At 68.4% G+C, this 21,031-nt stretch carries 16 protein-coding genes; 3 read left to right on the top strand and 13 right to left on the bottom strand.

Features of this window, described 5'->3' with window-relative positions; genetic code table 11:
* The first annotated feature begins 42 nt into the window (after nucleotides 1-42).
* Genes ACIHFE_RS05315 through ACIHFE_RS05305 form a run of 3 tightly spaced genes read left to right on the top strand, consistent with a single transcriptional unit; the run spans nucleotide 43 to nucleotide 3,195 of the window.
* A complete protein-coding gene (locus ACIHFE_RS05315; RefSeq protein WP_400104467.1) occupies nucleotides 43-1,020 on the top strand; it encodes an ABC transporter permease in 978 nt (325 codons plus the stop codon).
* Between the two features lie 53 nt (nucleotides 1,021-1,073).
* Nucleotides 1,074-2,096 (top strand): ABC transporter ATP-binding protein, encoded by a 1,023-nt coding sequence (locus ACIHFE_RS05310; RefSeq protein WP_400104466.1) that lies wholly within the window; start codon nucleotides 1,074-1,076, stop codon nucleotides 2,094-2,096.
* A 13-nt stretch (nucleotides 2,097-2,109) separates the two neighbouring features.
* Nucleotides 2,110-3,195: an ABC transporter ATP-binding protein gene (locus ACIHFE_RS05305; RefSeq protein WP_400104465.1), complete on the top strand. Its 1,086-nt coding sequence runs from the start codon at nucleotides 2,110-2,112 to the stop codon at nucleotides 3,193-3,195.
* Nucleotides 3,196-3,310: 115 nt separating this feature from the next.
* Here the strand turns inward: ACIHFE_RS05305 and ACIHFE_RS05300 are convergent, their stop codons facing one another.
* The 13 genes from ACIHFE_RS05300 to ACIHFE_RS05240 form a co-directional block, all read right to left on the bottom strand.
* Nucleotides 3,311-3,919, bottom strand: coding sequence for a hypothetical protein (locus tag ACIHFE_RS05300; protein ID WP_400104464.1), 609 nt, complete (start codon nucleotides 3,917-3,919; stop codon nucleotides 3,311-3,313).
* Between the two features lie 517 nt (nucleotides 3,920-4,436).
* Nucleotides 4,437-5,456, bottom strand: coding sequence for an ABC transporter ATP-binding protein (locus tag ACIHFE_RS05295; protein ID WP_400104463.1), 1,020 nt, complete (start codon nucleotides 5,454-5,456; stop codon nucleotides 4,437-4,439).
* On the bottom strand, nucleotides 5,446-6,432 hold the full coding sequence (locus tag ACIHFE_RS05290; protein ID WP_400104462.1) for an ABC transporter ATP-binding protein: 987 nt from the start codon (nucleotides 6,430-6,432) through the stop codon (nucleotides 5,446-5,448). Before ACIHFE_RS05290 ends, ACIHFE_RS05295 begins: the two co-directional genes overlap by 11 nt.
* 11 nt (nucleotides 6,433-6,443) lie before the next feature.
* Nucleotides 6,444-7,436 (bottom strand): ABC transporter permease, encoded by a 993-nt coding sequence (locus ACIHFE_RS05285; protein WP_400104461.1) that lies wholly within the window; start codon nucleotides 7,434-7,436, stop codon nucleotides 6,444-6,446.
* Nucleotides 7,429-8,352: an ABC transporter permease gene (locus tag ACIHFE_RS05280; RefSeq protein ID WP_400104460.1), complete on the bottom strand. Its 924-nt coding sequence runs from the start codon at nucleotides 8,350-8,352 to the stop codon at nucleotides 7,429-7,431. Before ACIHFE_RS05280 ends, ACIHFE_RS05285 begins: the two co-directional genes overlap by 8 nt.
* On the bottom strand, nucleotides 8,349-9,971 hold the full coding sequence (locus ACIHFE_RS05275; protein WP_400104459.1) for an ABC transporter substrate-binding protein: 1,623 nt from the start codon (nucleotides 9,969-9,971) through the stop codon (nucleotides 8,349-8,351). The genes ACIHFE_RS05280 and ACIHFE_RS05275 overlap by 4 nt, the downstream gene beginning before the upstream one ends.
* Nucleotides 9,972-10,182: 211 nt before the next feature.
* Entirely contained in the window at nucleotides 10,183-11,316 is a 1,134-nt protein-coding gene (locus ACIHFE_RS05270; protein WP_400104458.1) for an ABC transporter ATP-binding protein, read from the bottom strand.
* Entirely contained in the window at nucleotides 11,309-12,364 is a 1,056-nt protein-coding gene (locus tag ACIHFE_RS05265) for an ABC transporter ATP-binding protein (protein ID WP_400104457.1), read from the bottom strand. Before ACIHFE_RS05265 ends, ACIHFE_RS05270 begins: the two co-directional genes overlap by 8 nt.
* Before the next feature lie 11 nt (nucleotides 12,365-12,375).
* Nucleotides 12,376-13,389: an ABC transporter permease gene (locus ACIHFE_RS05260; RefSeq protein WP_400104456.1), complete on the bottom strand. Its 1,014-nt coding sequence runs from the start codon at nucleotides 13,387-13,389 to the stop codon at nucleotides 12,376-12,378.
* The gene (locus ACIHFE_RS05255) at nucleotides 13,382-14,308 is read right to left on the bottom strand and encodes an ABC transporter permease (protein ID WP_400104455.1); all 927 of its coding nucleotides are present in this window, start codon (nucleotides 14,306-14,308) and stop codon (nucleotides 13,382-13,384) included. Before ACIHFE_RS05255 ends, ACIHFE_RS05260 begins: the two co-directional genes overlap by 8 nt.
* 87 nt (nucleotides 14,309-14,395) lie before the next feature.
* Nucleotides 14,396-16,027: an ABC transporter substrate-binding protein gene (locus ACIHFE_RS05250; protein WP_400104454.1), complete on the bottom strand. Its 1,632-nt coding sequence runs from the start codon at nucleotides 16,025-16,027 to the stop codon at nucleotides 14,396-14,398.
* 418 nt (nucleotides 16,028-16,445) lie between these two features.
* On the bottom strand, nucleotides 16,446-18,353 hold the full coding sequence (gene typA / locus ACIHFE_RS05245; RefSeq protein ID WP_400104453.1) for a translational GTPase TypA: 1,908 nt from the start codon (nucleotides 18,351-18,353) through the stop codon (nucleotides 16,446-16,448).
* 514 nt (nucleotides 18,354-18,867) lie between these two features.
* Complete coding sequence (locus ACIHFE_RS05240; RefSeq protein WP_400104452.1) at nucleotides 18,868-20,856, bottom strand: ABC transporter family substrate-binding protein; 1,989 nt, start codon at nucleotides 20,854-20,856, stop codon at nucleotides 18,868-18,870.
* Between the last annotated feature and the right edge of the window lie 175 nt (nucleotides 20,857-21,031).

Raw genomic sequence — 21,031 nt, 5'->3', positions numbered from 1 at the left:
GGCCGCCCGACCCGTCCTCCGACCGCTAAGGGCCGCGCAGCCATGCTGAGATTCCTGCTCCGCCGCACCCTGGGCGCACTGGTCATCATCCTGCTGATCAGTGCCATCACCTTCTTCCTGTTCTTCGCGCTGCCCTCGGACCCGGCCCGGATGTCCTGCGGCAAGAACTGCACCGCCGACGCCCTGGCCGTGATCCACAAGAACCTGGGCCTGGACCAGCCCATCCCGGTCCAGTACTGGCACTACATGGTGGGCATCTTCGCGGGCCGCGACCTCCCGGTGGGCCACTGCCCGGCCCCCTGCTTCGGCTACTCCTTCTCCAACCAGCAGCCGGTCTGGGGCACCATCACCGACCGCTTCCCCACCACCCTGTCCCTCACCCTGGGCAGCGCGGTGGTCTTCCTGACCGTGGGCGTGGGCATCGGCATGCTGGCCGCGGCCTTCCGGGGCACCTGGATCGACAAGTTCTTCAGCTCGCTGTCGCTGATCGGCAACTCCCTGCAGATCTACTTCGTCGGCGTGATCGCCCTGGCGGTGTTCGTCACCAAGCTGCACTGGCTGGACAACCCCGCCTACTACTCGCTCACCGACAACCCCGGGAAGTGGTTCACCGGCCTGCTCATCCCCTGGCTGGTGCTCTCCATCATCTTTATCGCCAACTACAGCCGGATGACCCGCTCCCAGATGATCGAGCAGCTCTCCGAGGACCATGTGCGCACCGCCCGCGCCAAGGGCCTCAAGGGGCGCACGGTCTTCTTCCGCTATGCCTGGCGGGGCGCGCTGGCCCCCATCGTCACCATCTTCGGCATCGACCTGGGCTCGCTGTTCGGCGGCGCCATCATCACCGAGTTCACCTTTAGCCTGCACGGCCTGGGGCGGCTGGCGGTGGACTCCGTCAACCAGACCGATCTGCCGACCCTGATGGCCGTGATGCTGGTGGGCTGCACCGCGATCGTCATCGCCAACATCCTCGTCGACGCGGCCTACGCCTTTATCGATCCCCGCGTACGACTGGCCTGACGGCGCCACACCCCGACCCGAACCACCCTCTGGCCCAGGAGGAGCCCGCAGCCGTGACCCACGACGCTTTTCTCTCCGTGCGCGACCTCCATGTCCGCTTCTCCACCGAGGACGGCATCGTCAAGGCCGTGGACGGGCTCTCCTTCGACCTGGAACGCGGCCGTACGCTCGGTATCGTCGGCGAGTCCGGCTCCGGGAAGTCGGTCACCAACCTCACCGTGCTCGGCCTGCACGACCCGCGCAGCACCGAGGTACGGGGCGAAATCCTGCTGGACGGGCAGGAGTTGACCGGCGCCGCCGAGTCCACCCTGGAGAAGCTGCGCGGCCACAAGATGGCCATGATCTTCCAGGACTCGCTCACCGCGCTCTCCCCGTACTACACCGTGGGCCGCCAGATCGCCGAGCCCTTCCGCAAGCACACCGGCGCCTCCCGGCGGGACGCCCGGCTGCGGGCCATCGAGATGCTGCGGAAGGTCGGCATCCCCAACCCTGCGCTGCGGGTGGACGACTACCCGCACCAGTTCTCCGGCGGCATGCGCCAGCGCGCGATGATCGCCATGGCCCTGGTCTGCGACCCGGAACTGCTGATCGCCGACGAGCCGACCACCGCCCTGGATGTCACCGTCCAGGCCCAGATCCTGGACCTGCTCAAGGAGCTTCAGCAGCAGACCGGTTCGGCGATCATCCTGATCACCCATGACCTGGGGGTGGTGGCCAACACGGTGGACGACCTGCTGGTGATGTACGCGGGCCGGGCGGTGGAACGCGGCACGGTGCGCGAGGTGCTCCGCGCCCCCCAACACCCCTACACCTGGGGCCTGCTGGGCTCCATGCCCCGGCTGACCTCCGATGTCGCCGAGCCGCTGAGCCCGATCCCGGGCGCCCCGCCCAGCCTGCTCGCCCCGCCGCCCGGCTGTCCCTTCCATCCACGCTGCGGCTTCCCGGCCACGGCGGGTGGCGACCGCTGCCGCACCCAGCGCCCCGAGCTGCCCGCCGGGCGCGGCGCGGCCTGCCACCTCACCGCCGAGCAGCAACGCACCGTCTTCATCGAGCAGATCAAGCCCCGACTGGGCTGAGGGAGCACCCACCATGACCGACATCCTGGTCGCCGAGGGGCTGACCAAGCACTTCCCCATCCGGGGCGGCTTTCCCGTCAAACGCACGGTCGGCGCGGTCCAGGCCGTAGACGGCATCGATCTGGCCATCCAAGAGGGCGAGAGCTTCGGCCTGGTCGGCGAGTCGGGCTGCGGGAAGTCCACCACCGGCCGGCTGCTCACCCGGCTGCTGGAGCCCACCGGGGGACGGATCCGCTACCAGGGCCAGGACATCAGCCACGCCGGCCGGCGGGAACTGGCCCCCATCCGTGCCCAGATCCAGATGATCTTCCAGGACCCCTACTCCTCGCTCAACCCCCGGCAGACCGTGGGCCGCATCATCGCCGGCCCCATGGAGATCAACCACATCAACCCGCCGGGCGGCCGCGAGGCCCGCGTCCGGGAACTCCTGGAAACCGTCGGCCTCAACCCCGAGCACTACAACCGCTTTCCGCATGAGTTCTCCGGCGGCCAGCGCCAGCGCATCGGCGTCGCCCGGGCGCTGGCCCTGGAACCCAAGGTGATCGTCGCCGATGAGCCGGTCTCCGCGCTGGATGTCTCCATCCAGGCCCAAGTGGTCAACCTGCTCCAGCAGTTGCAGCGCGATTTGAACATCGCCTTCCTGTTCATCGCCCATGACCTGGCCGTCGTCCGCCACTTCTCCCAGCGTGTGGCCGTGATGTACCTCGGCAAGATCGTGGAACTGGGCAACCGCGAGGACATCTACCGCCACCCCCGCCACCCCTACACCCACGCCCTGCTCTCCGCCGTCCCCGAGGCCACCGACATCGACGCCCCGCCCCGCGAACGCATCCGCCTGGCCGGCGATGTCCCCTCCCCCATCCACCCGCCCTCCGGCTGCCGTTTCCGCACCCGCTGCTGGAAGGCCCGCGAACGGTGCGCCACCGAGGAACCACCCCTGCTGCGCGCCGAGGGCAGCACCGAGGGCCATCTGTCCGCCTGCCACTTCCCGGAGCCGCCGACGGTGGAACGGGACACGGAGGTGGTGCTGGACCCGGCGCTGACGGGGGACGGCGCGGGGGCGGAGGGCGGCGGCCAGGGCCCGTCCGACGGCTTCTGACGCCCGCGCGGCGGGCCGGCTCGCGGGCGGGCCCACGAGGGGCGCGGGGCGGCCACGATATGCGGCTCCACCGCGGGCGCGACCAGCCACCGACGGCCCGCACTCGCCCCCGGCGTCAGCCGGCCGGCGGCTGCGGCGGCATGGGCGGATACCCCGGAGCCGGACGGGCATCGGCCGGCGGCCACGCGTACGGCTGCGCGTACGCCGGTCCATAGCCGGGAGCCGGCGGCGGCGCGTACGGCCGCACCGGGGAGGCCGAGGCGAGCGTCAGCAGGATCACCACCCCGACCACCACACAGGCGCCATCCGTCAGCACGCTGTACATCCACCGGTCGGCGCCGTGCTGGAACAGCATCCGGTAGCGCTCGTCATGGAAGGCGATCAACGACCGCACCGACTGCAGCACCATAAACACCGAGAGCGCCATCAGCCCGCCCCGGGCCACCCGCCGCCCGGCCAGCGCCAGAATGCCGAACAGGCCGAGCGTCACCCCCAGGTAGAGGTGGTACGTGTCCGCCATCCGGCCCCGGTAGCCGACGAAGCCATAGCTGCTGTCAAAGGCGGCCTTGAGATAGTCACCGGTCCCGGCACGGTGCGCGCTGTCCACGACCCAGCCGAAGCAGGCCGCCGCCAGCAGCACCGCACAGCCTCCGGCGAACACATATCTGCCGCGCTGCCCCTGGGACACCTGAACCGCTTCACTGCCCGACTGACCTGAGTCCACCTCTGTACGGTACGGGTCGCCCGATAGGGGTAACAGGCCCTGTACATCACGGAGATGCAACACCCGACTCGATCCGGGCGGCGGAAGCGGGTACGGTGGTGCGGAGCAAGACGATCCCCGCCATGGGGGGCTAGCCCATGACGAGGACCGAACCGGCATGTGGCCTACCTGTCAGCCCTCAATTCTTCTGAGGACTGGCAGGTCACCGGCCACTGAACCACCCCCTCACCTTCCGCGCAATGCGCTTCCAGATTGATGGGCGGATCTTCCGGTGACGCCCCACTGGCGCCCCCTTTCCAGCCGTTTGCAGCCTTAGCCCATGGCTGCCGGGAGGTACCCCGAGCCGGGATACCCAGCAGCGGAATCCCGACCTAAAGGCCCTCGTGGAAGGGGGCGCACTCGAGTGCGCTACGCAGACCTTAACACCATCCAGATGGCTCAACTTGCCATGTATCAGGCGTAGTTGGAGATCTGCCAAACTTCGCCCTCAGTCGATCAGAAGCCGATCAAACCAGGGTCACACCCCCCGCTCCTCCGCAAAATGGCAAGCCGAAGGATGCGCCGCCGGCCCACCCGCCTCCCCCAGCCATGGCGGAACCTCCAACGCCGGCTCCACCTCCACGCACTTCTGCCGTGCCTTCCAGCAACGCGTGCGAAACCGGCAACCCGACGGCGGATTGGCCGGCGACGGTACATCCCCCGTCAGCAGAATCCGCTCCCTACGCTCCCGTGCCGTCGGATCCGGCACCGGTACGGCCGACAACAGGGCCTGCGTATAAGGGTGTGTGGGGTGTTCATAGATCTGCTCTTCCGTGCCCAGCTCCACCAGCCGCCCCAGATACATCACCGCCACCCGGTCGCTGATATGCCGCACCACGGACAGGTCATGGGCGATAAAGACATAGGACAGCTCGAACTCGTTCTGCAGCCGCTCCATCAGATTGACGACCTGCGCCTGTACCGAGACATCCAGCGCCGATACCGGCTCATCGGCCACAATCACCTCGGGCCGCAGCGCCAACCCCCGGGCAATTCCGATGCGTTGGCGCTGACCCCCCGAAAACTGGTGCGGATAGCGGTTGATGTGCTCGGGGTTGAGGCCCACCACATCCAGCAGTTCCCGCACCCGCCCGCGGCGGTCTCCCTTGGGTGCCACCTCCGGGTGGATGTCGAAGGGCTCGCCGACGATATCGCCCACCGTCATCCGGGGGTTGAGTGAGGTGTACGGATCCTGGAAGACCATCTGGATGTTGCGGCGGACGGCCTTCAGCGCCCGCCCGGACAGCCGGGTGAGGTCCTCGCCCCGGTAGCGGATCCGCCCACCGGTGGGCCGTTCCAGGTTCACCAGCAGCTTGGCCACCGTGGACTTGCCGCAGCCGGACTCGCCGACGATGCCCAGCGTTTCACCGCGCCGCAGATCGAAGGAGACCCCGTCGACGGCCTGTACCGCGCCCACCTGTTTTCTGAACAGCACGCCCCGGGTCAGCGGGAAGTGCTTGACCAGGTCCCGCACTTCAAGAATGGCCTCAGCCTGCATCGAGAGTGTCCTTCCAGAAGTGGCAGGCACTGGTCCGGTCCGGCGCCACCGGGAACAGCGGCGGCCGGTCGGTGCGGCAGATGTCCTGGGCCCTGGGGCAGCGGGGGTTGAAGGGGCAGCCGGCCGGGATGGCGGTGAGGCTGGGCGGCAGCCCCTTGATGGCATAGAGCTGTTGGCCCTTGCGGTCCAGGCGCGGGATGGAGTCCAGCAGGCCCCGGGTGTAGGGATGCGCGGGTGCGGCGTACAGCTCCCTCACCGGCGCGGTCTCCACGATGCGGCCCGCGTACATCACCGCGATGGTGTCGGCCACATCCGCCACCACCCCCAGATCATGGGTGATCAGGATGAGGCCCATGCGGTATTCCTGCCGCAACTCGGCCAGTAGATCCATTACTTGGGCCTGGACGGTGACATCCAGCGCCGTGGTCGGTTCATCGGCGATGATCAGGTCCGGCTCCAGGGCCAGTGCCATGGCGATCATGATGCGCTGGCGCATACCGCCGGAGAACTGGTGCGGGTAGTCGCCGGCCCGCTCCCGGGCCGCCGGGATACGCACCCGCTCCATCAGCCGGACCGCCCGGGCCCGGGCCTCCTTGCCGGATGTCCCCTGGTGGACCTGGTACATCTCGGCCAGTTGGGCACCCACGGTGAGCACCGGGTTGAGCGCGGAGAGCGCGTCCTGGAAGATCATGGCGATCTTGGCACCACGCAGCCGCCGCCGGTGCTCCTCGGCCATGGTCAGCAGGTCCTGGCCCTGGAAGAGCACCCGGCCGCCGGTGACAAAGCCGGGCGGTGAGTCCAGGATGCCCATGATGGCCTGGGCGGTCACCGACTTGCCGGAGCCGGACTCCCCCAGCACGGCCAGGGTCTGCCCGGCGTGCACGGTGCAGCTGACGCCATTGACGGCCTGGGCGATGCCCTCCCGGGTGCGGAACTCCACCCGCAGGTCCCGTACCTCCAGCAGTGCGGTGGTCAACTCCGCCTCCTTCAGCGCAGCTTGGGGTCGAGGGCGTCGCGCACCGCGTCGCCCAGCATGATGAACGCCAGCACCGTCAGGCTCAGCGCACCGGCCGGCCAGAGCAGCATGTGCGGGGAGTTGCGGATCAGTGTGGAGGCGTTGGAGATGTCGATGCCCCAGGAGACGGTGGGCGGCCGCAGCCCCACCCCGATGAAGGAGAGGGTGGCCTCCAGGGCGATATAGGTGCCCAGGGCGATGGTGGCCACCACGATCACCGGTGCCACCGCGTTGGGCGCGATATGCCGCAGCAGCAGCCGGCCGTCGCTCGCGCCCAGCGCCCGTGCCGCCTGGACATAGTCGTGCTGTTTGGCGGTGACCACCGAGCCACGGGCGATCCGGGCGATCTGCGGCCAGCCCAGCAGCACGATAAAGCCCACCACCGGCCAGATGGAGGCGCCGGTCACCACGGAGAGGAAGACCAGTCCGCCCAGGATGATGGGGATGCCGAAGAACACATCGGCCAGCCGGGACAGCAGGCCGTCCCACCAGCCTCCGTAGTACCCGGCCAGTCCGCCCAGCACGCTGCCCAGCAGCGCGGCCCCGGTGGTGGCGCACACCCCGACGGTGATCGAGGCCCGCGCCCCGTGCACGGTACGGGTGTAGACATCGCAGCCCTGGGCGTCGAAGCCAAAGGGGTGGCCCGGTGCGGGGCCGTCCTGCGCCTTGGCCAGGTCGCACTGGAGCGGGTTGCCGCCGGCGATCAGCGAGGGCCATACGGCGATCAGCAGCAGGAAGAGGATCACCAGGGCGGAGACCAGGAAGACCGGGTTGCGCCGCAGGTCGTGCCAGGCATCGGACCACAGGCTGCGGGCCTTGCCGCTGTCCGCGCTGCCCGGCAGCGGCCCTCCTTCCAGGGTCTCGGCCTCGCCGGCGGCCATGCTCATGGCCCCTCCCGCGCCGGGGCTGATCACTTCCCTGGGGCCGGTGGTCTCCCCGGCCCCGCGCGGATCGGGTTCAGCCATAGCGGATCCTCGGGTCGAGCACGGCGTAGAGGAGGTCGACCAGCAGATTGGCCAGCAGGAAGACAATGACCAGGATGGTGACAAAGCCGACCACGGTGGGCGAGTTCTGGCGCAGGATGCCCTGGTAGAGCTGGAAGCCCACGCCCCGGATATTGAAGATCCGCTCGGTGACAATGGCCCCGCCCATCAGGGCGCCGATATCGGCGCCGATAAAGGTCACCACCGGGATCAGTGAGTTGCGCAGCAGATGCCGCAGCACAATGCGGTGGCGCGGCAGCCCCTTGGCCACCGCGGTGCGCAGATAGTCGGCGCGGGCGTTCTCGGCGAGCGAGGTACGGGTGAGCCGGGTGACATAGGCCAGCGAGGTCAGCGCCAACACCACACCGGGCAGCAGGAGTTCCTCGAAAGTGGCCTCCGGCGACACCGAGGGCGAGGCCAGCCGCCACCGCACCCCGATCAGGTACTGGAGCACATAGCCGCTGACAAAGGTGGGCACCGAGACCACCACCAGGGTCAGCAGCAGCACCGTGGTGTCCACCGGGCGCCCGCGGCGCAGTCCGCTGAGCACACCCAGGGCGATGCCGATGACGATCTCGAAGGCGATGGCCACAATGGTCAGCCGCAGGGTCACCGGAAAGGCGGTGCCCATCAGTTCGGTGACCGGCTGACCGTTGAAGGCGGTGCCGAAATCCCCGGCGAACACCTGCCCCATGTAGTGCAGGTACTGCTTCCACAGCGGCTGGTCGAGATAGAGCTCCTGGCGGATGCGGGCGGCGGTCGCCGGGTCCGGCGCCTTGTCGCCGAAGAGCGCGGCCACCGGGTCGCCCAGTGCGTAGACCATGAAGAAGATCAGGAAGGTGCTCCCGATGAACACCGGGATCATCTGGAGCAGCCTGCGGGCCACATAGCGGCTCACTTGACCGTGATCCGCTCATAGACGGGGACGCTGAAGGGATTGAGCGTCACCTGGGACAGGTTCGCCGAGTATCCGGCGCTGCCGTTCTGGTACCACAGCGGAATGGCGGGCATCTGCTGGGCGAGGATCCTTTCCGCGTCCTGGAATTGGGCGACGGCCCGGGCCCGGTCGGTCTGCGCGTTGGCCGCGTCGATGAGTCCGTCGAACCGGGCGTCGCTGTACTTCCCGTAGTTGGAGGAGGCATCGGTGTAGTAGAGCGGCTGCAGAAAGTTCTGGATCAGTGGATAGTCCATCTGCCAGCCGGAGCGGAACATGTCGTTGACCCGCTCGTCGGAGATCTGGTTGCGGAAGTCCGCGAAGGTGCCGATCGGATTGACGACGCAGGAACTGTCGTTGCCCAGTGCGTTGTTGATGCTGTTACAGACCGCGTCCATCCACAGCCGGTGTGAACCGGTGTCCACATTGGAGGAGATGGTCACCCTGCCGCCGGGCAGCCCGCCGCCCTCCTGGATCAGCCGCTTGGCCTTTCCGGGGTCATAGGTGCAGGCGTCCTGGCACAGCCCGACCCGGTAACCGCCCTTCGCCCCCAGCACCGGAGAGGTCCAGTCATCCGCCGGGGTACGGGTCCTCCGGTAGATCTGGGTCGTGATCTGCTCACGGTTGATGGCCATGGAAAGGCCCCTGCGGACCTTCTCCATCCCGGGCCTGGTCCAGTCGGCGCGGTACATCGGGAAGTCCAGGGTCTGGATGATCCCGGCCGGCTGGTTGATATAGCGCCCGTCCAGGTCCTTTCCGACGTTCTTCAGCTGGGTGCTGGGAATGTCGTCGACCAGGTCGAGATTGTCCGCCAGCAGATCGGTGTAGGCGGTGTTGCTGTCCGTGTAAACCCGCAGTTCCACACCGTTGTTGGCGGCCCGGTCCGGTCCTGGATAGCCCGCCCACCGGGACAGCCGCATCGCCGATCCCCGGGTGTAGGAGTCGATGACATAGGGCCCGTTGCCCACCGGTTTCTTCAGCCATCCCCGGTGGTCGTCGAAGAACGCCCGGGGCAGCGGGGCATAGGCGGCATAGCCCAGGGTGTCGGGCCAGGTGGAGAACTTGGTGCGCAGCCGGACGGTGAAGGTCCGGTCGTTCTTCAGCACCAGCCCCGACAGCGTTCTGGCACTGGCGGCGCCACTGGCCGGATGGACCTTGTCGTAGCCGTCGATGTACTCGAAGAAGGGGGCGTTCTTCTGCTTGTTGTCGATCAGCGCCCCGTAATTCCAGGCGTCCACAAAGGACTTGGCGGTGACCGGCTCCCCATTACTGAAGGTCCAGCCGGTCTTCACAGTGATGGTGAAGTTCTGTGAGTCCCCGGTGTCGATCCGCTCGGCCAGCATGTTCACGGCCGCTCCGGTGCCGGGGTCATAGCGCTTCAGCCCCCGGAAGACCATGTCCAGCACCTTGCCCCCCTGCACCTCGTTGGTGTTGGCCGGCTCCAGCGGGTTCTGCGGATCCCCCCAGGAGGCCCGCACCCACCCCGGCGCCGCACCGCCGCCCCCGCCGCACCCCGCCGCGGCCATGGCGAACACGAGGCCGCCCAGGGCCACCGCGGCCCTGGCGCGCATGCCTCCACGCATGGAGTGCCTCCTCAAAGCTGCCCAGGTGCTTCCCATGTCTCGCGTAGAGCCAAATATCAGCGGTTCAACGTCTCTGCGCACTTTCATCCCCACTGACCGCGCGGGTCGAGGCGGTGAAACCGCCCGTACGAGGGAGCGGGGGCGCCGGGAGGGCAGCGAAAAGGGCGCCCGGACCTTGCGGTCCGGGCGCCCCTGTCCGTCGGTGTGGCGGCTAGGCCGCGTGCACCACGTCCTTCTCCTCCGCGAAGTGGCAGGCCGACTCGTGCGCCGCGAGCGTCTTCTTGCCCGCGAACACCTCCGGCACCGCCAGCAGCGGGATCTCCTCGGCGCACTTGTCCTGCGCCTTCCAGCAGCGGGTGCGGAAGCGGCAGCCCGACGGCGGGTTGGCCGGGGACGGGACGTCACCGGTGAGGATGATCCGCTCGCGGCCCTCGCGCGCCTCCGGGTCGGGGACCGGGACGGCGGAGAGCAGCGCCTGGGTGTAGGGGTGGGTCGGGTGGTCGTAGATCTCGGCGTCCGTCCCGATCTCCGCCATCTTGCCCAGGTACATCACGCCCACCCGGTCCGAGATGTGCCGGACGATGGACAGGTCGTGGGCGATGAAGACATAGGAGAGGTTGAACTCGTCCTGCAGCCGCTCCATCAGGTTGACGACCTGTGCCTGCACCGAGACATCCAGCGCGGAGACCGGCTCATCGCAGATGATGATCTCCGGGTTGAGCGCCAGGCCGCGGGCGATGCCGATGCGCTGGCGCTGACCGCCGGAGAACTGGTGCGGATAGCGGTTGATGTACTCCGGGTTGAGGCCGACCACGTCCAGCAGTTCCTGGACCCGCTTACGGCGGTCGCCCTTGGGAGCCACCTCGGGGTGGATCTCAAAGGGCTCGCCGATGATGTCGCCCACCGTCATCCGGGGGTTGAGCGAGGTGTACGGGTCCTGGAAGACCATCTGGATGTTGCGGCGGACGGCCTTCAGCGCGCGCCCGGACAGCTTGGTGATGTCCTGGCCCTTGTAGAAGACCTCGCCGGAGGTGGCGGTCTCCAGGGTCATCAGCAGCTTGGCGACGGTGGACTTGCCACAGCCGGACTCACCGACGATGCCCAGGGTCTCGCCCTGGTAGAGATCGAAGGAGACCCCGTCGACCGCCTTGACCGCGCCGACCTGCTTCTTGAACAGGACACCCTGGGTCAGCGGGAAATGCTTGACCAGGTTGCGGACCTGGAGGATGGGCTCACCGCGCTCCACCGGGGCGTCCAGGACGGCCTCCACCTCGGCGGTGGTGCTGGCGTCGCTGACCTTGACGTCGGAGACGTTCGGCTCTTTCTCGTCGGCCTTCTCAGCCATGAATCGTCTCCTTCCAGAAGTGGCACGCGCTCCGCCGGCCCGGCATCGCCGTACCGTCCTGCTCGGCCACGTCGTGCAGCGCGGGGACCTCGGTACGGCAGATGTCCTGCACCTTGGGGCAGCGGGGGCTGAAGGCACAACCGGCCGGAATGTTCAGCAGGTTGGGCGGCAGGCCCTTGATGGCGAAGAGCTCCTGGCCCTTCTGGTCCAGGCGCGGGATGGAGTCCAGCAGGCCCCGGGTGTAGGGGTGGGCCGGGCGCTTGTAGAGCTCGTGCACCGGCGCGGTCTCCACGATGCGGCCCGCGTACATCACCGCGATCTTGTCGGCGACGTCCGCCACCACGCCCAGGTCATGGGTGATCAGGATCAGACCCATGTTGTACTCGCGCTGAAGCTCCGCGAGCAGGTCCATCACCTGGGCCTGGACGGTGACGTCCAGGGCGGTGGTGGGCTCGTCCGCGATGATCAGGTCCGGCTCCAGGGCCAGCGCCATGGCGATCATGATGCGCTGGCGCATACCGCCGGAGAACTGGTGCGGGTAGTCGCTGACCCGCTCCTTGGCGGCCGGGATGCGCACCCGGTCCATCAGCTCGATTGCCTTGGCCTTGGCGTCCTTCTTGGACATCCCCTGGTGCACCCGGAACATCTCGCCGAGCTGGTAGCCCACGGAGAGCACGGGGTTGAGGGAGGACAGCGCGTCCTGGAAGATCATGGCGATCTTGGCGCCGCGGATCTTCCGGCGCTCGTCCGCCGACATCTTCAGCATGTCCTGGCCGCGGAAGAGGATCTCACCCTTGGGGATCCGCCCGGGAGGCATGTCCAGAATGCCCATGATCGCCTGCGCGGTCACGGACTTGCCGGAGCCGGACTCGCCGAGCACGGCGAGCGTCTCACCGGCGCGGACCGAGTAGTTGACGCCATTGACGGCCTTGGCCACGCCGTCCCGGGTGTGGAACTCCACATGCAGATCACGGACTTCGAGCAGCGGCGCGTCGTCCTTCCCCGACTGCTCGGGGACGTTCGCGGTCTTCTCGGTGGTGCTGGTCACGTACGCCTCCCTCAGCGCAGCTTGGGGTCGAGGGCGTCGCGCACCGCGTCGCCGAGCAGGATGAACGCGAGCACGGTGAGGCTCAGGAAACTGGCCGGCATCATCAGGGCGTGCGGGCCGTCCCGGACGTCCTTCTGGGCGGCGGAGATGTCCACACCCCAGGAGACGGTCGGGTCCTTCAGGCCGATGCCCAGGTAGGACAGAGTCGCCTCGGTGGCGATATAGCCGCCGAGCGCGATGGTGGCCACCACGATGACCGGGCCGAGGACGTTCGGCAGGATGTGCCGGAAGAGGATCCGGTTGGTGCCGGCGCCGAGCGCCCGGGCCGCGGTGACGAAGTCGGCCTGCTTCTGGGTGATGACCGCACCGCGCATCACACGCGCGATCTGCATCCAGCCGAAGGCCGTGAGGGCGAAGGTCACCGTCCACACCGTGCGGTTGGTGAACGCCTGGAGCAGCACCAGGCCGCCGAGGAGCAGCGGGATGCCGAAGAACACGTCGGTGAGGCGGGAGAGCAGGGTGTCGACCCAGCCGCCGAAGTATCCGGCGATCATGCCGATGATGCCGCCGAGGACGGTGACGGCGATGGTCACACAGACACCGACGATGATCGAGGCGCGGGCACCGTACACGGTACGCGCGTAGACGCTCTGGCCCTGGACGTTGTAGCCGAACCAGTCTTCCTGGAAGACGTGCGACCACTGCGGCCCACCGAGGTAGTGGTTGCGCAGGTCGGCGTGGCGCGGGTCCACATCGGTGAAGAGCGACGGCCAGGCGGCCATCAGGATCAGCAGCACCAGCAGGACGCCGGACACCCAGAAGATCCAGTTGCGGCGCAGTTCGCGCCAGGCGTCCTGGCCGAGGCTGCGGGCCTTTTCGGTGGACGCCTGCTTGCCCGCCTCGACGGCGAGTTCGGCGACGGTCGCCACGCTGGCGGCGGAGACGTCCGCGAATTCGCCGACCGTGCTCGGACCGGTGCCCGCGGCGCTGGTCGGGCTCGCCTGGGGGGTCTTGTTGTCAGGCATAGCGGATCCTCGGGTCCAGGACTGCGTAGAGCAGGTCGACGACCAGGCTGCTCACGAGGTAGACGAGCACCAGCACGGTCACCACGCCGACCACGGTGGGGCCTTCGCTGGTGATGACGGCGTGGTAGAGGGTGTTGCCCACACCGGGGACGTTGAAGATGCCCTCGGTGATGATGGCACCGCCCATCAGCATGCCGAGGTCGGTGCCGAGGAAGGTGACGACCGGGATGAGCGAGTTGCGCATCAGGTGCACCCCGACGACCCGGCGCCGGGGCAGGCCCTTGGCGACGGCGGTGCGGATGTAGTCGGCGCGGAGGTTCTCCGCCACGGTCGTCCGCGTCAGCCGGGTGACATACGCCAGCGAGAGCAGGGCGAGCACGACCGCCGGGAGAATGAGCTGGGTGAGGTCCGTCGAGTCCTGGACGGTCGGTGTGACCCACTTCCACTTCACACCGATGATGAACTGGGCCATGTTGCCGAGTACGAAGACCGGGATGGACACCACGATCAGCGTGAAGATCAGCACGGCCTGGTCCAGGAACTTGCCGCGGCGCAGGCCGGTGAGCACACCGAGCCCGATGCCGAAGACCACCTCAATGGCAAAGGCGAAGAGCGCCAGCCGGATGGTCACCGGGAATGCCTCGGCCATCAGGTCGGCCACCGGCCGTCCGGTGAAGCTCTGCCCGAAGTCTCCCTTGAAAAGTCCGGTGAGGTAGTCCCAGTACTGCTGGAGCAGGGGCTTGTCCAGCCCGTACTCATGGCGCAGTCTGGCCACCGTCGCCGGGTCGGCCGCCTTGGAGCCGAAGAGTGCCTTGACGGGATCGCCCGGCAGCGAATACACCATCAGGAAAATAAGCAGCGTGGTCCCGATGAACACCGGGATCATCTGGAGCAGTCGCCTCGCGACAAAGCGCCCCATGGTTCCTCCTGTCGCCGACGGGCCCAGGGGCCGCCCAAGTCCCGGAGGGAGGGCGGCCGCTGGGCCTGCGTCACTTCAGCGTCCCGGTTACTTCTTGACCTCGACGTCGGTCCAGATCGCCTGGCGCTGGTAGTCGAACTTCACGTTCTTCACGCGCTTCGACCAGCCGGCGACGGTGTGGTCGACGAACAGCGGGATGGACGGCATCTGCTCCTGGAGGATCTTCTTCTCGGCCTCGAAGTAGGTCTTGTTGGCCTCGTCGATCGACTTGGACTCGTCCGCCTTCTTCATCAGGTCGTCAGCGCCCGTGTCGCTGAAGCCCATGTCATTGGCGCCGACACCGGTGCGGTACTGCTCGGAGATGAAGTTGGCGATGTTCGGGAAGTCCATCACCCACGCCATACGGAACGGGTTGCTGAGCTTCTTGTCCGTGATCAGCTGACGGGACTCCTGGAAGGTGGCCTTGGGGTCGGTCACGCACTCCACACCGGCGTTCTGCCGGATGTCGTTGCAGACCGCGTCCACCCACTCCTTGTTGGCGCCATCGGCGTTGTAGGTGATGACCAGCTTGTTGCCGGGAACGCCGCCGCCCTGCTTGATGAGGTCCTTGGCCTTGGCCGGGTCGAACTTGCAGAAGTCACCACAGGCGCCGGGCTGGTAGCCCTCGATGCCGGGCGGCGTCAGACCGGTGGCGGCTTCCTTGCTCTTCTTGAGCGCGGTCTTGGCGATGGTGTCGCGGTCGATCGCCATCGACAGGCCCTGACGGACCTTGACCTTCTCCGGCTTCTTCCACTCGTCGTTGTAAAGCGGGAAGGCGATGTTGGTGTTACCGCCGAAGGGCTGGCTGACGGAGCGGTCGCCCAGGTCGTCCTGGTACTTGCCCACCTCGGAGTTGGGCACCTGGTACATGATGTCGACCTTGTCCGACAGCAGGTCCGCGTAGGCCGCGTCGTCCTTGCTGTAGAACTTGAAGTCGATGCCGCCGTTCTTCGGCTTGTCATCGCCCTTGTAGCCGTCGAACTTACGGACCTTCAGCTGGACCTTGTGCTCCCAGCTGCCGTCCATCTTGTACGGCCCGTTGCCGATGGGGTGCTCACCGAAGCCCTTGGGGTCCTTGTAGAACGCCTTGGGGAGCGGGAAGAAGGCGTCGTAGAAGAGGCGGTCCTTGAAAGTGGACACCGGGTGCGACAGGTCGATGGTGAACTCGTTGTCATTGACGACCTTCAGGCCCGACATCTTGTCGCCCTTGGGGTCGCCCTTGTCCGGGTGGACGTCGCCATAGCCCGCGATGTCCTCGAACCAGGAGGAGTTGAGCTGCGCGTTCTTCACGTTGGCAGCCCAGTTCCAGGCGTCCACGTAGGAAGAGGCGGTCACCGTCTCGTCGTTGTGGAACTTCCAGCCCGGCTTCAGCTTGACGTCGAAGTGCTGGTTGTCCGCGCTGTCCACGCTCTGCGCGTTCGACATCATCAGCTTGTTCTTGATGTCGAACGTGACCAGACCCCGGAAGAGGTTGGTGAGCATGTAATGCCCGCCGACCTCATTGGTGTTGGTCGGGATGAGCGGGTTCTGCGGCTCGGTGTTGTAGTACGAGAACACACCGTTGGGGTCAACGGCCGCGTTGTCGTCACTGCCGCTCTTGCTGCCACCGCCGCAGGCGGTCGCGGACAGCGCCACGACTATCGCGCACGCAGCCCACTTGGCGCTCTTGGCACCGCGCATGGGTTTGCCTCCTCAGAGTCCACTGTCACTACGAGAGAGGCACCGGCCCCACGCTGACACCCCTGACAGCGGGAGAGGGACCGGCACCTCAAGTGTGCTCGTGAGTCGGCGCTCCCCACAGCGTCTGACCCATTGACCCGAGCTAATGGCCCCACTATTGAGCACGTCCGCGCTGTAAACCACACTTAAAGGGTCTCGCTTTGGTCACATCAACCCCAGACGGGCGCCTCATATACGGACAAAGGCTCCCCATATGGGCATGCATCAAAGGGCCGTTGCCACAGAATCCGGCGAGGAGCGCACGCTATCCGGACACTCGGCCACGAATCTGACGAACCATCAGCGAGTTGGGCGGGCAAGCGAAAGGCCCGGAACCACCGCCGGGGAAGGCGGGGTTCCGGGCCTTGCGGCAGTCGGATCAGCCGTGCTTGGCGCGCGACGCGGAGCGGCCGCGCTCCTTCTGGTCCAGGACGACCTTGCGGATGCGGACCGCCTCCGGGGTCACCTCGACGCACTCGTCGTCGCGGCAGAACTCCAGCGACTGCTCCAGCGACAGCTTGCGCGGCGGCACGATCGCCTCGAAGGAGTCGGCCGAAGAAGAGCGCATGTTGGTGAGCTTCTTCTCCTTGGTGATGTTGACGTCCATGTCGTCGGAGCGGGAGTTCTCGCCGACGATCATGCCCTCGTACACCTCGGTGCCCGGGTCGGTGAAGAGCACACCGCGCTCCTGGAGGTTCGTCATCGCGAAGGCGGTGACGGCACCGGCGCGGTCGGCGACCAGGGAGCCGTTGTTACGGGTCTTCAGCTCGCCGAACCACGGCTCGTGGCCCTCGTGGATGGAGTGGGCGATGCCCGTACCACGGGTGTTCGTCAGGAACTCGGTACGGAAGCCGATCAGGCCACGGGACGGGACGACGAACTCCATACGGACCCAGCCGGAGCCGTGGTTGGACATGTTGTCCATCCGGCCCTTGCGGGTGCCCATGAGCTGGGTGACCGCGCCCATGTGCTCCTCGGGCACATCGATGGTGATGCGCTCGACCGGCTCATAGGTCTTGCCGTCGACCTGCTTGGTGACGACCTGCGGCTTGCCGATGGTCATCTCGAAGCCCTCGCGGCGCATCTGCTCGACCAGGATGGCCAGCGCCAGCTCGCCACGGCCCTGGACCTCCCAGGCGTCGGGGCGGTCGGTGTCCAGGACACGGAGCGAGACATTGCCGACCAGCTCGCGGTCCAGACGGTCCTTGACCTGGCGGGCGGTGACCTTGCGGTCCTTGACCGCGGCCTTGGCGTCCGCGCCCTTGCCGGTGCCGCCACGGCCGACCAGCGGCGAGGTGTTGGTGCCGATGGTCATGGAGATCGCGGGCTCGTCGACCGTGATCAGCGGCAGGGCGACCGGGTTCTCCGGGTCGGCCAGGGTCTCGCCGATCATGATGTCCGGAATACCGGCGACCGCGCAGATGTCACCGGGGCCGGCCACCTCGGCCGGCTTGCGGGTGAGCGCCTCGGTCATCATCAGCTCGGTGATGCGGACGTTGGAGACCGAGCCGTCGCGCTTGATCCAGGCCACGGTCTGGCCCTTGCGGAGCTCGCCCTGCTCGACACGGAGCAGCGCGATACGGCCGAGGAAGTTGTCGGCGTCGAGGTTGGTGACGTGGGCCTGGAGCGGCGCGTCGTCCTCGAACGTCGGGGCCGGGACGTGCTCCAGGATGGCGGAGAAGAACGGCTCCAGGTTGGTGGAGTCGGCGGGGACGGTGCCGTCCTCCGGCTTGGTCAGCGAGGCAACGCCGTCACGGCCGCAGGCGTAGACGATCGGGAACTCGATCTGGTCCTCGTCGGCGTCCAGGTCGAGGAAGAGGTCGTAGGTCTCGTTGACGACCTCGTCGATGCGGGAGTCCGGGCGGTCCGTCTTGTTGATGCACAGGATGACCGGCTTCCGCTGCTGGAGCGCCTTGCGGAGCACGAAGCGGGTCTGCGGCAGCGGGCCCTCGGAGGCGTCCACCAGCAGGACGACCGCGTCGACCATCGACAGACCGCGTTCGACCTCGCCACCGAAGTCGGCGTGGCCGGGGGTGTCGATGATGTTGATCGTGATCGGGTCCCCGCCGTCCTTGGGGTGATACTTCACCGCCGTGTTCTTGGCGAGGATCGTGATGCCCTTCTCACGCTCCAGGTCGTTCGAGTCCATGACGCGGTCGTCAACGGAGTCGAGCTGGTGGGCGGCGAAGGCTCCCGCCTGCTTGAGCATGGCGTCGACGATGGTCGTCTTGCCGTGGTCGACGTGGGCGACGATGGCGACGTTGCGGATGTCGTGGCGCGTGGGCATAACTTGCGGCGCTTCTCCCGGATTCGTGGATGGCGGCGCGTACGGTCCGGTACGCGTGCCCTGCCGGGCTCAAGCCACGGCCTCACTCCATGGTACGGGGCCGCCGCGGTTTGGGCTTCCTGGGATCTTGGGGGCGCCGTGACCTGGGGTTTCCTTGCCAGGTGCCGGCCGGGCGGGCGGACGCACCGGGGCTTGCGGGTTCATTGCCGAGTGCGGGGCCCTGGCCGGGCGGGCGGACACACCGGGGCTTGCGGGTTCATTGCCGAGTGCGGGGCCCTGGCCGGGCGGGCGGACACACGGGAGCTTGCGGGGTCGTTGCCGGGTGCGGGGCCCTGGCCGGGCGGGCGGACGCACCGGGGCTTGCGGGGTCGTTGCCGGGTGCGGGGCCCTGGCCGGGCGGGCGGACACACCGGGGCTTGCGGATTCGTTGCCGAGTGCAGGCCGCAAGTGGCCGGTCGCGCCCACCCGGCGGAGCCGCATGACACAGCCGCCCCGCGCCCCCGAGGGGGCGCCCTCAGCGCAGGAAGCCGATGTCCTGATAGCGCGGCGAGGCCAGCCCGAACGCACCCGCGTTCGCGACAGTGGCCCGCACCGCCACCAGCTGCGGCCGCTGATAGAGCGGAATGGCGGCTGCCGCCGCCCAGATCCGGGCGTCCGCCGTCTGCACCAGATCCCGGGACGCGTCCGCGTCCAGCTCCGCCGACGCCTGGTCGAAGAGGTGGTCGATCTGATCGGTCCCCACCCGGGTGTAGTTCTGCTCCACCTGCAGGGAGCCGTCCGCCGCCGGCTTCGGCTTGGCGAAGATCGGCCGGGCCTCGGTGGCCGGGAAGGCGCCCGCCGGCCAGGAGTAGAGGGCCAGGTCGAAGTCTCCGGAGGCGATGTGGTCCTTGAAGAACCCGGTGTCCTCGACCTTGGTGATCTCGGTGCGGATGCCGATGCCGTCCAGCTCCTGGGCGATCCGGTAGCCCACCTCCCGCAGCGGCTCGGCCTCGGCCCCCTTGGGCAGGACAAAGCGGAGCACCAGCTTCTTGCCGTCCTTGTAGCGGGCCGGGGCGGCGGTGACCCGGCCCTCCGCCGCCTTGTGGTCCTCGGTGAGGTGGTCCTCGATGAGCTCCGGCCCGCCGGCGCCGTCGCCGACCAGCTCCGCCGGTGCGGCCGGCTCCCCATGGGGGTTGCCCTTGTCATCCGGACGGTGCCCGGAGCCCGGCACCGCGCCCGGCCCCGCCTGGCCGGGCCGGTGCAGCGGCGGGTTGGCCGGGTCCGGGCCCTCCTTCCAGCCGGCCTCGGCCAGCAGATCGCGGGCGGCATGCGCGTCCGATCCCCCGATGGCGTCGCTGTTGTCCCGGTAGCCCGGCTGTCCCGCCACCCGCACATGGCTGCCCAGCGGCCGGGCGGGCAGGCCAAGGGAGCCCAGTACATATGCGGCGATCCCCTTGCGGTCCACGGCCCGGGCCACCGCCCGGCGTACCCGCTCGTCGGCCAGCGGCCCGGAGGCGCCATTGAGGGCGAGCTGGGTGTAGCCGGGCTCCAGCGAGCGGCGTACGGCCAGACCGCGCAGCGCGGCGACGGCCTTGTTGGCGTCGTCCGACTTCTCCTTGGCCGCCGGGGCGTTGTCCCGGCTGATCCGGCCGGCCAGCTCCGGGGTGATCTCGGCCAGGTCCAGCCGGCCGGCCGCCAGTTCCGCGGCCCGCTGGTCCCTGGGCACCGCCCGCAGCACCAGCTTGTCCAGCTTGGCCCGCTCACCCCACCAGCGGGGGTTGCGGACCAGGGTGAGGGTGCCCTGCTCCTCGTTGCGCTCCTGGAACCGGAACGGGCCGGCCGCTGCGGGCAGCTGCCCGCGCGCCGAGTCATTGAAGGCGCCGCCGCTGCCGGTCACCGCTCTCGGGTACAGCGGGGTGAACAGCGCGGCCCAGTCCGCGTAGGGCCGGCCGAAGGTGACCCGTACCTCGCGGTCGTCCGCGCCCCGGGTCACCCGCTCGATCCGCTCGTACCCGGCGTTGTGCGCGGCCCAGAAGGAGCTGTCCCGGCCGCGCAGCGCCTTCCACTGGGCCTCGAAGTCCGCGGCGGTGAGCGGCTTGCCGTCGCTCCACACCGCGCCGGGGTTGAGCCGGTAGACCACCACCTGCCGGGGCTCGCGCTCGGTGACCTTGGCGGACAGCAGGTAGTCGGGGTTGCGCTGGGGCCGGCCCTGCCGGTCCAGGGTGAACAGGGCGGGCAGCACCGCGCCGGCCACCTGCTGGGTACCCCGGTCCGCGCCCGCCTGGAAGGCGTTGAGAGTGGCAGGCAGCGCGTCCACCGCCCAGGTCAGGGTGCCGCGGTCGGCGACCTTGGCGCGCGGGGCCGCGGCGATGTCCGGCGGGACCCCGGGGTCCTCGGCCTCCTGCCCGCCGCCGGACCCGCAGCCGGCCAGCAGGGGCAGCGGCAGCAGCGCGCCGGCGAGGAGGAGAGCCACAGTGCGGCGGGGCCGGACGTACCTCGGGGACCTCGGCCATCTGACGGGCATCGACGAAACCTCCGCCTCGGTCGGCGCAATACGCCGCTGATCGCATTTCTCCCGCCTACCACTGAAAGCGACCGCCCCGGACCGGGCGGGCCGACACGGCGTCGCACACCCGCGCGCCACCCGCCTGGACGAAGGTTTCCTCCCGGGTAGTGCAAGCGGGTGAACGCGTCCGCTC

This window comes from Streptomyces sp. NPDC052396, from assembly GCF_044593195.1.
Lineage (GTDB): Bacteria > Actinomycetota > Actinomycetes > Streptomycetales > Streptomycetaceae > Streptomyces.
This window is presented reverse-complemented; position numbering and strand designations above follow the sequence as displayed.

What these genes read in the sequence shown, in the direction of transcription:
- ACIHFE_RS05315 (WP_400104467.1), top strand. Translation starts at nt 43, where the DNA reads ATGCTGAGATTCCTGCTCCGCCGCACCCTGGGCGCACTGGTCATCATC.
- ACIHFE_RS05305 (WP_400104465.1), top strand. Translation starts at nt 2,110, where the DNA reads ATGACCGACATCCTGGTCGCCGAGGGGCTGACCAAGCACTTCCCCATC.
- ACIHFE_RS05295 (WP_400104463.1), bottom strand. Translation starts at nt 5,456, where the DNA reads ATGCAGGCTGAGGCCATTCTTGAAGTGCGGGACCTGGTCAAGCACTTC.
- ACIHFE_RS05285 (WP_400104461.1), bottom strand. Translation starts at nt 7,436, where the DNA reads ATGGCTGAACCCGATCCGCGCGGGGCCGGGGAGACCACCGGCCCCAGG.
- ACIHFE_RS05275 (WP_400104459.1), bottom strand. Translation starts at nt 9,971, where the DNA reads ATGCGTGGAGGCATGCGCGCCAGGGCCGCGGTGGCCCTGGGCGGCCTC.
- ACIHFE_RS05270 (WP_400104458.1), bottom strand. Translation starts at nt 11,316, where the DNA reads ATGGCTGAGAAGGCCGACGAGAAAGAGCCGAACGTCTCCGACGTCAAG.
- ACIHFE_RS05260 (WP_400104456.1), bottom strand. Translation starts at nt 13,389, where the DNA reads ATGCCTGACAACAAGACCCCCCAGGCGAGCCCGACCAGCGCCGCGGGC.
- ACIHFE_RS05255 (WP_400104455.1), bottom strand. Translation starts at nt 14,308, where the DNA reads ATGGGGCGCTTTGTCGCGAGGCGACTGCTCCAGATGATCCCGGTGTTC.
- ACIHFE_RS05250 (WP_400104454.1), bottom strand. Translation starts at nt 16,027, where the DNA reads ATGCGCGGTGCCAAGAGCGCCAAGTGGGCTGCGTGCGCGATAGTCGTG.
- typA (WP_400104453.1), bottom strand. Translation starts at nt 18,353, where the DNA reads ATGCCCACGCGCCACGACATCCGCAACGTCGCCATCGTCGCCCACGTC.
- ACIHFE_RS05240 (WP_400104452.1), bottom strand. Translation starts at nt 20,856, where the DNA reads ATGCCCGTCAGATGGCCGAGGTCCCCGAGGTACGTCCGGCCCCGCCGC.